General features: G+C 65.6%; 10 protein-coding genes and 1 pseudogene. 2 read left to right on the forward strand and 9 right to left on the reverse strand.

Annotation, left to right across the window (positions count from 1 at the left end; translation table 11 throughout):
• From F3J15_RS23005 to F3J15_RS23035, 7 genes and pseudogenes are all read right to left on the reverse strand, one after another.
• A pseudogene (locus F3J15_RS23005) lies at positions 1–136 on the reverse strand (acetyl-CoA C-acetyltransferase); the annotation flags it as partial.
• Between the two features lie 292 nt (positions 137–428).
• On the reverse strand, positions 429–1,013 hold the full coding sequence (gene phaP, locus F3J15_RS23010) for a TIGR01841 family phasin (RefSeq protein WP_166894257.1): 585 nt from the start codon (positions 1,011–1,013) through the stop codon (positions 429–431).
• 498 nt (positions 1,014–1,511) lie between these two features.
• On the reverse strand, positions 1,512–2,276 hold the full coding sequence (locus F3J15_RS23015) for a ParA family protein (protein ID WP_039345972.1): 765 nt from the start codon (positions 2,274–2,276) through the stop codon (positions 1,512–1,514).
• A gap of 102 nt (positions 2,277–2,378) precedes the next feature.
• On the reverse strand, positions 2,379–3,002 hold the full coding sequence (locus F3J15_RS23020) for a DNA-3-methyladenine glycosylase (RefSeq protein WP_166894259.1): 624 nt from the start codon (positions 3,000–3,002) through the stop codon (positions 2,379–2,381).
• Entirely contained in the window at positions 2,989–3,537 is a 549-nt protein-coding gene (gene mug / locus F3J15_RS23025; protein ID WP_089446420.1) for a G/U mismatch-specific DNA glycosylase, read from the reverse strand. The genes F3J15_RS23020 and mug overlap by 14 nt, the downstream gene beginning before the upstream one ends.
• Before the next feature lie 120 nt (positions 3,538–3,657).
• The gene (locus tag F3J15_RS23030; protein ID WP_059651374.1) at positions 3,658–4,218 is read right to left on the reverse strand and encodes a single-stranded DNA-binding protein; all 561 of its coding nucleotides are present in this window, start codon (positions 4,216–4,218) and stop codon (positions 3,658–3,660) included.
• Between the two features lie 101 nt (positions 4,219–4,319).
• Positions 4,320–5,507, reverse strand: coding sequence for an MFS transporter (locus F3J15_RS23035; RefSeq protein ID WP_166894261.1), 1,188 nt, complete (start codon positions 5,505–5,507; stop codon positions 4,320–4,322).
• A 274-nt stretch (positions 5,508–5,781) separates the two neighbouring features.
• Here F3J15_RS23035 and uvrA point away from each other — a divergent pair, with 274 nt between their 5' ends.
• Together uvrA and F3J15_RS23045 are read left to right on the forward strand one after the other, a co-directional pair.
• Positions 5,782–8,667 carry an excinuclease ABC subunit UvrA gene (uvrA, locus tag F3J15_RS23040; protein ID WP_166894263.1) on the forward strand — a complete coding sequence of 962 codons (2,886 nt, stop codon included), beginning with the start codon at positions 5,782–5,784 and terminating at the stop codon, positions 8,665–8,667.
• A 250-nt stretch (positions 8,668–8,917) separates the two neighbouring features.
• Positions 8,918–10,003, forward strand: a complete 1,086-nt coding sequence (locus F3J15_RS23045) for an AI-2E family transporter (protein ID WP_069248880.1) — start codon at positions 8,918–8,920, stop codon at positions 10,001–10,003.
• Between the two features lie 101 nt (positions 10,004–10,104).
• Here the strand turns inward: F3J15_RS23045 and purU are convergent, their stop codons facing one another.
• Together purU and F3J15_RS23055 are read right to left on the reverse strand one after the other, a co-directional pair.
• Positions 10,105–10,989: a formyltetrahydrofolate deformylase gene (purU, locus tag F3J15_RS23050; protein WP_166894265.1), complete on the reverse strand. Its 885-nt coding sequence runs from the start codon at positions 10,987–10,989 to the stop codon at positions 10,105–10,107.
• Between the two features lie 73 nt (positions 10,990–11,062).
• On the reverse strand, positions 11,063–11,929 hold the full coding sequence (locus F3J15_RS23055) for a DUF4743 domain-containing protein (protein WP_166894267.1): 867 nt from the start codon (positions 11,927–11,929) through the stop codon (positions 11,063–11,065).
• Positions 11,930–11,933: the final 4 nt, after the last annotated feature.

The following is an 11,933-nucleotide window of genomic DNA, read 5'->3' on the forward strand; positions in this document are numbered from 1 at the left end:
CGGGCTTCACGCCCGCACGCTCCAGCACCGCGCGGATCACCGTCGCGCCCAGCTCGGGCGCCGCAATCTTCGCAAGCGAGCCGCCGAATTTGCCGACCGCGGTCCGCGCGGCCGATACGATCACTACATCCGTCATGTCCAGTTCCTGCATCGAAATCAGTTGGTCGTTCCGACGCCGTCGCGTGCCGGCCTTGGCTGGCGATCGCGCATTTCGGGCCACTCGGCTCGATTGCGGTCGCACGCCGCCATACGGCGCGCGCCGTCCGTTCGAACGGGCGGCACACCGGTACGGCTCGCCGGTTCACCGGCGTCTTGCGGCAAACCGGAGGTTCGCCGGACGCCACGCGGCACACGCGGCGTCCGGCGCCATCCGGCGCCGATCGATCGTGTCGCACTCATGCGCGACACGTGCTTGCGTGGCTACGCGATCACGCAGCCGATTCGCGCGCGGCCGAGGCGTCCTTGCGTGCGGCGGCAGCCGTTTGCTTCGCGCCGCGCGTGGCCGTTTCGCTGACCGCATCGAAGCCGCTCTGTGCGGCTTCGATTGCCTGACCCGTCGCGGCGCGAACCGAATCGGCTGCGGCGGTCGCCGCCGACAGCGCCGAGTTCAGCGCGGCCACCACCGGCGCCGAGCCGGCCGGCGCATGCTTCGACAGTTCGCCGAGCACGTCCTTCAGGCGCTTGTCGTTCTGTTCGTATTGCGCTTGCGCGACCTTCGCCCATTCGGCCTGCGTCGACACGGCGATGTCGAACAGATGGCGGCCGTACGACACGGCCTTGCCGGCTGCTTCCTGCGGTACGGCGACCTGCTGCGCGAAGCCCACGGCCGGGTTGCTGCTGTTGAATGCGTTCTTCAGCTTGTCCTCGTACTCCTCAAGCGCCGTCCGGGCCGCTTGCAGGTTGAGTTCGACGACAGCCTCGAAACCTTGGATCGCCGGACGGGCAATCGCAAACCACGCTGCAATACCGGATTGATATTCGGCGTTGATTTTTTCGGGGGCAAATACGGACATCGGGCACGCTCCTGTTAGCAATGCGAGAGACGACGTAAAGAAAATTGGAAGCCGGATCGACAGCAGGCTTCCTTATTGACAACCCGTCACTCATTTGAGCGCGGGAAGTTGAAGGACCCCATTCTAGATCGATTAATTGTCAATTAAATGGCATTAATGCTAGGTATAAACCCTTATCTTAATCCAAGGTGACCGCTGGAACCCCTGATGCGCCGACATCGCAGACGACACCGCACGTCACTCTGTCCCGCAATGTATTTTTACCTTTTTACAGGATAACTTCATGATGTCGCGCAACATTTACCAATTCATTATTCCGTTTATTAGAAAACCGGGGCGTATTGAAAATGGAGCGGTCACCTATGTAATCGTTTTTTCTGGATTTATTATGAAATCGTTTTCGGCATTATTAATGACGGAATAAATGATCATATGAATTACAGCCGCAAAAAAAACGGCCGCATGATGCGGCCGCGGGTTCGTCAGGCGGGTGCGGAATCAGCCGGCCAGTTCGCGGTGCAGCGCGAGGAACTCCTGCGCGAGCTTGTGCCCGGGTTCCAGATGGATCACCGGCTTGGACTGCTGATGCGACTCGCGGATCTTCACCGACGCCGACAACCTCGACGCGAGCACCGGAAGCCCTTCCTCGACGAGTTCGTCGACCAGCCGCTGCGGCAGGCTCGCCCGCGGCTGGAACTGGTTGATGACGATCCCTTCCACCTCGAGCGCCGCGTTGTGGTCCTGCTGGATTTCCTTCACGTTCTCGAGCAGCGTGTACAACGCACGGCGCGAGAAATCGTCGCAGTCGAACGGGATCAGGCAGCGCTCGACCGCGATCAGCGCCGAGCGTGTATAGAAATTCAGCGCGGGCGGCGTGTCGATGTACACCGCGTCGTAGGTGTCGAGCTCGTTCAGCGCGTCGCGCAGCTTGTAGATCTTGTAGCGCGACTCGAGCTTGCCGTGCAGCGTGTCGAGCTCCGGATGCGCGGGCATCACGTCGAGCCCTTCGAACGGGGTCGGATGAATGAACGACGCGACGTCCACCGGGCGGAAGTTGAAGGTCAGTGCGGTTTCGAAGAAATCGGCGACACCTGGCTGCGCGTCGGCTGCGGCGTCGCCGAGCAGGTAACGCGTCGAATTCGCCTGCGCATCGAGGTCGATGACGAGCGTGCGCAGCCCTTCGCTCGCGCTGATCGCCGCCAGGTTGCAGACGATTGTCGATTTGCCCACGCCGCCCTTCTGGTTGAATACGACCCGCCGCATTGTGTCTCCTCGATCGATCACGTCGAAAAGACAAGCTTAGCCGGTCAATAATGGCGGGCGCGTGACGCAGGTCGAATTGTGCGCATCCTGGCACGCGGTGTATCAGCGGCGCGTCACTGGCCCCGATACGTACAGGTTGCCCGGCACGCTCCAACGCCACGGCAGATCCGTGCCGACACGAATGCCGATGCGCGGCCCGCCCGCCGGATCGGCGGGCGGCGCAATGCCGTCGTCGACGATCGCGAACCCTTCGTGCGCGCCGATCAGGTCGACACCATCCTGCGCGCCGCCGATCCCCATCGCCTGGGTCAGCCGCGCCGGTCCCCGGCACAGGTCGCGATCGCGCGTCCGCGGCGGCCGCGCCGCACGCATTTGCTCGAGTCCGTGCAGCGGCTCGAGCGCACGGATCAGCACACCCGTTCCCGTGCCATCCGGGCCGCACACGCAGTTGCAGCACCAGTGCATGCCATACGTGAAATAGACGTACAGGTGCCCCGGCGGCCCGAACATCGTCGCATTGCGCGGCGTCTTGCCGCGGTAGGTATGCGCAGCCGGGTCGATCGCGCCGGCATAGGCTTCCACTTCGACGATCCGGCCGGCTCGGCCGTCCGCGGCCGCAAGGATCTTGTTCAGCAGTTGCGGCGCGACGTCGGTGGCGACTCGGTCGAAGAATGCGCGGGGCAGCACGGTGCCCGGCCACCGACGCGCGGTTTCACTGCGCCGCATCCTGCCGCTCCGGTTGAAGACCGGAAACGGCCTTCGCCTGCAGACGAAGCTGACGGTATGCGTCGACCAGATCGTCGAGACCGAACGCGAGGTTTCTCCCGCTCGGATTGGGCAGCGCCCAGACGCTCGCCCCCTGCATGCGGGCCGGTTGCAGCCCCCACTCGATTTCTCGCTGCCCGGAAAGCGCCGAGTACGCCGCCTTGCCGAGAAAGGCGACGAAGCGCGGCCTGTAACGCGCCAGCTTCTGGTCGAACTCCGCGGCCGCAGCGATGAATTCCGCGCGCGAAAGCTGATCGGCGCTCGCGGTCGGCCGCTTCACCACCGCGGTCAGGCCGCAGCCATATTGAAGAATCGCGTGATCGTCCTGCGGCGAGATTTCCGCCGGCGTGAAGCCCGCGAGATGAATCACGCGCCAGAAGCGGTTGCTTCTCCCCGCGAAGTGATGCCCGGTGGCGGCTGCGGTCAGGCCCGGGTTGATCCCGCAGAACAACACGTCGAGCTGCGGAGCGATGAGGTCGGGAAGTTCGTCAGCCACGGTTTGCCTGGCGCGCAAGGAACATCGACGTAAACGAAACAAGGCCCGAAGGCCCGGGCCAAGCAACTGGCTTGACTCGGACGTTCGGGCCCATCGTGATGCGGGATGCCGACTTGCCGATCAGAACGGAATATCGTCGTCCATCTCGTCGAAGCCGCCGCCTGCCGGTGCGCTCGGACGGCTTTGCGCGCCGCCGCCTGCACCGCCACGCGCTGCGCCGCCGGCACGACCACCGCCGCCACCGCCACGCTCCATCTGCTCGCCACGGCCACCGCCGCCGCCACCACCACCGTAGCCGCCGCCGTAACCGCCTTCGTCACCGCCGCCACCGCCGCCGCCCGCACCGCCGCGGCCGCCGAGCATCTGCATCTGGTCGGCGACGATTTCGGTCGAGTAACGATCCTGGCCGTCCTGACCCTGCCACTTGCGCGTGCGGATGCGGCCTTCGATATAGACCGACGAACCCTTCTTCAGGTACTCGCTGACGATTTCCGCCAGGCGACCGAAGAACGCGACGCGATGCCACTCGGTCATTTCCTTGAAATCGCCGCTCGCCTTGTCCTTGTAGCGGTCGGTCGTCGCGAGACGGATGTTCGCAACCGCGTCGCCGCTCGGCAGGTAACGGACTTCAGGATCGGCGCCGAGATTGCCGACGAGGATGACCTTGTTGACGGATGCCATGTGTTTCTCCAGTAAATTCGATGCCGGGCCGCCCGCTCATGCTGTCGGTGCGGCCCGCCGGGCAAGCCGGCGAGCGCCGCCGGTGCCTGCCCGAAGTGAGTTCAGGCCTTGCGCGGCGGCGCTTTCATGCTGGCCGCGATTATAAGCCACGCGGCAACGAGCCCCGAGCACGTGTAGAACACCATATTGGCGCCACCGTGCTTCAGCAGCCAGCCGCCCACGATGCCGCCGAGCGCGAGCCCGATCGACTGCGTGGTGTTGTAAACACCCGTGGCCGCGCCCTTGCGCGAACCGGGCGCGAGCTTCGACACGAGCGACGGCTGCGACGCTTCCAGGATGTTGAAGCCGAGGAAGTAGACGAAAAGAACCGCCGCCACAATCAGGATGGTATGCGGCGCGCTGCCCAGCAGCAATTGGCCGATCAGGATAGCCAGGATGCCGCCGAGCAGCACCGGCTTCATCTTGCCCCGTTTTTCCGCGACGATGATCGCCGGGACCATCATCACGAACGCGAGCCCCATCACCGGCAGGTAGACCTTCCAGTGCGAGGCGACCGGCAGGCCGCCGTCGACGAGCAGGCGCGGCACGACGAGGAACAGCGCCGTCTGCGTGGCATGCAGCACCAGCACGCCGAAATTCAGGCGCAGCAGCTCGATGTTGTGCAGCACCTCGCCGAACGGCGCGGGCACGTGCACGGGCTTGGCCGCATCGGGCACGATCCACAGCACCACGCCGATCGCGAGGATCGACAGCACGCCGACGATCGCGAACAGCCCGCTCATCCCGACCCAGTGGAACACGATCGGCGCACCGACGATCGCGACCGCGAACGACACGCCGATCGAGCCGCCGACCATCGCCATCGCCTTCGTGCGGTTCTGCTCGGAGGTCAGGTCGGCGATGAACGCGAGTACCGCGGACGACACCGCGCCCATCCCCTGGATCACGCGGCCGACGATGATCCACGTGATGTCGTGCGCGAACGCGGCGATGAAGCTGCCGATCGCGAAGATCACGAGGCCGGTGGCGATCACCGGCTTGCGGCCGAACTTGTCGGACGCCCAGCCGTAGAAGATGTAGAACAGCGACTGCGTGACGCCGTAGGCCCCGAGCGCGATGCCGACGAGCAGCACGTTGTCGCCGCCCGGGATGGTTTTCGCGTAGACCGAGAACACCGGCATGATCATGAACAGGCCGAGCATGCGCAGCGCGAAGATCGCCGCGAGCGACGTGGTCGCGCGCAATTCAGGCGCGGTCATGCGGGAAGACGTGGCAGACGGATTGGACATCGGGAATGAATTTCGAATGATCGGAATGTCCGCCCGACACCGGGCGGCGGAAGATCAGGACCAGCGGCCCGGAAGGCTTGGCCGGCAACACGTCGGGGCAGGATTCAGGCAGCCCGCAGGCCGCCCGGAACCGCGCGGCGCGGCCGCTGCGGCCACTTTTCCCGGCGCAGGCGCCATCTTGCTGCCACCTGCTGCTAAGGCTGGGGACCCCAAACGACGGCCTCGAAAAGCCGTTATAGTAGCAGGTTTGGTTCCCTCCATTTTCGCCAGGTTCATGGAACAGATCCGTATCCGTGGGGCGCGTACCCACAACCTGAAAAACGTCAATCTCGACCTGCCGCGCCACAAGCTGGTCGTGATTACCGGGTTGTCCGGGTCGGGCAAGTCGTCGCTCGCGTTCGATACCCTTTATGCCGAGGGCCAGCGCCGCTACGTCGAAAGCCTGTCCGCGTATGCCCGCCAGTTCCTGCAGCTGATGGAGAAACCCGACGTCGACCTGATCGAAGGCCTGTCGCCGGCGATCTCGATCGAGCAGAAGGCGACGTCCCACAACCCGCGTTCGACCGTCGGCACGGTCACGGAAATCCACGACTACCTGCGACTTTTGTTCGCACGTGTCGGCACACCGTACTGCCCGGACCACGACATCCCGCTGGAAGCGCAGAGCGTGTCGCAGATGGTCGACGCCGCACTCGCGCTGCCCGAGGAAACCAAGCTGATGATCCTCGCGCCCGTCGTCGCGGACCGCAAGGGCGAGCATGCCGAGCTGTTCGAGGACATGCAGGCGCAGGGTTTCGTGCGCTTTCGCGTGCGCTCGGGCGGCGGCGCCGCGAACGAAGGCGTCGCGAAGATCTACGAGGTCGAGTCGCTGCCGAAGCTGAAGAAGAACGACAAGCACACGATCGACGTCGTCGTCGACCGCCTGAAGGTGCGCCCGGACATGAAGCAGCGGCTCGCCGAATCGTTCGAGACGGCGCTGCGCCTCGCCGACGGCCGCGCGATCGCGCTCGAGATGGACACCGACCGCGAGTACCTGTTCAGCTCGAAGTTCGCGTGCCCGATCTGCTCGTACTCGCTGCAGGAGCTCGAGCCGCGCCTGTTCTCGTTCAACAACCCGATGGGCGCGTGCCCGGAATGCGACGGCCTCGGCCAGATCACGTTCTTCGACCCGAAACGGGTCGTCGCGCACCCGTCGCTGTCGCTCGCCGCCGGCGCCGTGAAAGGCTGGGACCGCCGCAACCAGTTCTACTTCCAGATGCTGCAGAGTCTCGCGGCGTTCTACGAATTCGACATCGACGCCGCGTTCGAGGATCTGCCGGAAAAGATCCGGAAGGTGCTGCTGTTCGGCTCGGGCAAGCAGACGATCCCGTTCTCGTACATCAACGAGCGCGGCCGCACGACGATCCGCGAGCACGTGTTCGAGGGGATCATCCCGAACCTCGAGCGCCGCTACCGCGAGACCGATTCGGTCGCGGTGCGCGAAGAGCTGTCGAAGTACCAGAACAACCAGCCGTGCCCGTCGTGCGACGGCACGCGCCTGCGCCGCGAAGCGCGCCACGTGCGGATCGGCACGGGCGACTACGCGCGCGGCATCTTTGAAATCAGCGGCTGGCCGCTGCGCGACGCGCTCGGCTATTTCGACGGCCTGTCGCTCGACGGCGCGAAGCGCGAGATCGCCGACAAGGTGATCAAGGAAATCGTCGCGCGCCTCACCTTCCTGAACAACGTCGGCCTCGACTACCTGTCGCTCGAGCGCAGCGCGGAAACCCTGTCGGGCGGCGAGGCGCAGCGCATCCGGCTCGCGTCGCAGATCGGCTCGGGCCTCACGGGCGTGATGTACGTGCTCGACGAGCCGTCGATCGGCCTGCACCAGCGCGACAACGACCGCCTGATCGCGACCCTCAAGCACCTGCGCGACCTCGGCAACTCGGTGATCGTCGTCGAGCACGACGAGGACATGATCCGCACGGCCGACTACGTCGTCGACATGGGCCCCGGCGCGGGCGAGCACGGCGGTGTCGTGGTCGCCGAAGGCACGCCGAAGCAGGTGCAGTCGAATCCGCAGTCGCTGACGGGCCAGTACCTGCTCGGCAAACGCGTGATCGAATACCCGGACGAGCGGCTCGCGCCCGATCCGGAGCGGATGCTGCGCATCGTCGACGCGCACGGCAACAACCTGAAGCATGTCGATCTGGAGCTACCGGTCGGCCTGCTGACCTGCATTACCGGCGTGTCGGGCTCCGGCAAGTCGACGCTGATCAACGACACGCTGTATCACGCGGTCGCGCGCCACCTGTACGGTTCGTCTGCCGAGCCGGCGCCGCACGAGGCTATCGAGGGCCTCGAGCACTTCGACAAGGTGATCAACGTCGACCAATCGCCGATCGGCCGCACACCGCGCTCGAACCCGGCCACCTACACGGGCCTGTTCACGCCGATCCGCGAGCTGTTCTCGGGCGTGCCGACCTCGAAGGAGCGCGGCTACGATCCGGGCCGCTTCTCGTTCAACGTGAAGGGCGGGCGCTGCGAATCGTGCCAGGGCGACGGCGTGCTGAAGGTGGAAATGCACTTCCTGCCGGACGTCTACGTGCCGTGCGACGTGTGCCACGGCAAGCGCTACAACCGCGAAACGCTCGAAGTGCAGTACAAGGGCAAGAACATCAGCGAAGTGCTCGACATGACGGTCGAGCACGCGTACGAGTTCTTCAGCGCGGTGCCGGTCATCGCGCGCAAGCTGAAGACGCTGCTCGACGTCGGCCTCGGCTACATCCGCCTCGGCCAGTCGGCCACGACGCTGTCGGGCGGCGAGGCGCAGCGCGTGAAGCTGTCGCTCGAGCTCTCCAAGCGCGACACCGGCCGCACGCTGTACATCCTCGACGAGCCGACCACCGGCCTGCACTTCCACGACATCGCACTGCTGCTGGAAGTGATCCACCGGCTGCGCGACCAGGGCAACACGGTCGTGATCATCGAGCACAACCTCGACGTGATCAAGACGGCCGACTGGGTGATCGACCTCGGCCCCGAAGGCGGTGCCGGCGGCGGCCAGATCATCGCGCAGGGCACGCCCGAGCAGGTCGCGAAGATGAAGGCGAGCTTTACCGGCAAATACCTCGCGCCGCTGCTCAAGCGCACGACCCGCAAGGTCGCGGCCGGCTGACGCATCCCGCCTGCCTCCCCTCCCGCGCGCGGCCGCCCGGCCGCGCGCCCTTGCGCACCGCCGAACCGGCCCCTTCTCGTTTTCCCTCCTGCGTTTACACCATGCGCCAAACGGCCCCGTTGGGGACCATAATGGCGGCTATACTTTACGGTCGTAAGGTTCGCCGTACGCACCAATCCGGTGCGGCGCCGGGCGAACACGGCTCTGCCGCGCATTCCGCGGCATGACACACGAACGACAGGAATCCACGATGGAGAAGCAACCAGACTCGTCGCGCGATGCGCAGAATCGCGAACCGCACCTGCGCAGCGTGCGGCTGACGAGCGACTTCAGCCTGCCGAAGCTGTCGGCACTCGAGATCGGCAGCTATGGGATCGCGATCCTCGCGATGTGGCTCGTGATCGAGCTCAAGCTGCTCGGCGGGCTGCTGGCCGGCCTGCTGGTCTACCAGCTGATCCACACGATCGCCCCCGTCATCGAACGCCACACCACGAGCATGCGCGCGCGCTGGGTCGCCGTCGTGCTGCTGTCGATCGCGATCGTCGGCGCGTTGACCGGCCTGACGATCGGCATCATCGAACACTTCGAGCGCACGGTGCCGAACCTGCAAAGCCTGCTCGACCAGCTGATGCAGATCGTCGAGCAGACCCGCGCCCGCACGCCGGCCTGGATCGCGAACCTGCTGCCCGTCGACGTCGAGCAGATGAAGACGAAGGCCGCCGTGCTGATGCACTCACACATGGACCAGCTCCAGCAAAGCGGCAAGAGCGTCGCGCGCGGCTTCGGCCACGTGCTGTTCGGGATGATCATCGGCGCGATGATCGCGATCGGCGTCGAGCACGGCAAGGTGCGCCGGCCGCTGTCCACGGCGCTCGTCACGCGCGTGTCGCGCTTCGCCGACGCATTCCGCCGGATCGTGTTCGCGCAGATCAAGATCTCGGCGATCAACGCGGTGTTCACGGGCATCTACCTGCTCGTCGCGCTGCCGATCTTCCACCAGCGGCTGCCGCTGTCGAAAACGCTCGTGCTCGTCACGTTCATCGTCGGCCTGCTGCCCGTGATCGGCAACCTGATCTCGAACACGCTGATCGTCGCCGTGTCGCTGTCGGTCAGCATGGGCACCGCGATCGCGTCGCTCGCGTTCCTCGTGGTCATCCACAAGCTCGAATACTTCCTGAATGCGAAGATCATCGGCGGCCAGATCGAGTCGCGCGCATGGGAGCTGCTGCTCGCGATGCTGATCATGGAGGCCGCATTCGGGCTGCCGGGCGTGATCGCCGCGCCGATCTTCTATGCGTACCTGAAGCGCGAGCTGTACCTGCTGCGGCTGATCTGAAGCAGCCCGCGTCTGAAGCGATAAAAAAACGCCGCGTCCCGTAAAGGGCGCGGCGTTTTTGTTTGTGATTGCCGGCCAGCCGACGGCCGGCAATCGGCAAATCAGCGGAACACGACCGTCTTCGTCCCGTTCAGCACGATCCGGTGCTCGACGTGCCACTTCACCGCGCGCGCCAGCGTCACGCATTCGACGTCGCGGCCGATCGCGGTCAGCTGGTCGGGCGTCATGCTGTGGTCGACGCGCTCGACTTCCTGCTCGATGATCGGGCCTTCGTCGAGATCGGTCGTCACGTAGTGCGCGGTCGCGCCGATCAGCTTCACGCCGCGATCGAACGCCTGGTAGTAAGGCTTCGCGCCCTTGAAGCTCGGCAGGAACGAATGGTGGATGTTGATCGCGCGGCCGGCGAGCTGCTTGCACAGGTTCGGCGACAGGATCTGCATGTAGCGCGCGAGCACGACGAGATCGGCCTGGTGCTCGTCGATCACTTCCAGCACGCGCGCTTCCTGCGCGGCCTTCGCGGCATCGGACGAGCCGCCGATCAGCGGGAAATGATGGAACGGGATGTTGTAGCTCGCGGCGAGCTGGTAGAACTCCTTGTGGTTCGACACGATCGCCGGGATCTCGATCGGCAGCTGGCCGGTGCGATAGCGGAACAGCAGATCGTTCAGGCAGTGGCCGATCTTCGACACCATGATCACGACGCGCGGCTTCACGGCCGCGTCATGCATTTCCCAGCGCATCGAGAACTGCTCGGCGAGCGGCGCGAACTCCCGGCGCAGCGTGTCGAGCGCCGTCGCGGCATCCGCGCCGCCACCGTCCTGCTCGAAATGCACGCGCATGAAGAACTCGCTGGTGCGGCTGTCGCCGAACTGCGCCGAATCGAGGATGTTGTTGCTGCGCTCGAACAGGAAGCCCGAGACCGCATGGACGATGCCGTGCCGGTCGGGGCACGACAGTTTCAAGATAAAGCTGTGATCGGTCGGCATGACCGCTACTCCCTTCGTTTCCGTATTCGTCAAATTGCCCGTTCGCACCGCCGGACTGCGTGCGCGGCACGCGTCACGCGGCCGGTGCGAACAGGGCGTCGATGCCCGCCGCGTCGGCCGCCGGGATCCAGCGGTGGCGCAGCAGTGTGTCGAGCGTCGCGAGGCTCGCATCCATCGTCGCGCGGCCGGCGCGCAGCCAGCCGATCACCTCGGGCACGCCGGCCAGCAGGTGCTCGGCCACTTCGCCGTCCTGGTTGCGCGGCGCGAAGTCGCGCGGCAGCCGCAGGTCGTATACGAAGATCAGTTCGGACTGCGTGCCTTCCGGCAGCGAGCACAGCACCTGCACCGCGCGGCCCGCGATCGCGCGCGCGGCCAGTTCGGCCGGAATGCCGGCTTCTTCCCAGCATTCCTTCGCGAGCGTCTCGTGAACGCCCAGGCCCCAGCCGATTCCACCCGCGACGACGTTGTCGAGCATGCCGGGGTCGGTTGCCTTCGTCTCGCTGCGGCGGCCGAGCCACATCTGAGGGGCGGCCGCGGCGGACGGCTCGCCCGGCGCAACCGCATATTCTACGATGCCGTTCAGATGCACCGCGTAAGTCTGCGTACCGAAGAAGCGCGACGCGGCGCGCTCGATGTACGCGAGCGGCGGATCGTCGAAGCGGTTGCGGATCGCGTAGATCTCGTCGCGCCAGCCGGGAATCGCGCCTTCGGCCGCAAGCGCGCCGATCGCGCTCGCCAGCGCCATGCTGCGTGCGTCGACCGAGTCGTAGCGCGCCGACAGCACGACACGCTCGCCGGTCAGCTCGAACACGTCGGGCCAGCGGGCGAGCATGGCGACGTCCTGGCGGCGCACCCAGCCGACTGCCTGGCCGGCAATCTCGAAACGCAGGTGCGCAGCGGGATCGAAGCGGCGTGCGGCCGCAATGCACGGAAACGTCATTGTC

The sequence above is a fragment of the Burkholderia sp. Ap-955 genome (assembly GCF_011753045.1).
GTDB lineage: Bacteria > Pseudomonadota > Gammaproteobacteria > Burkholderiales > Burkholderiaceae > Burkholderia > Burkholderia lata_D.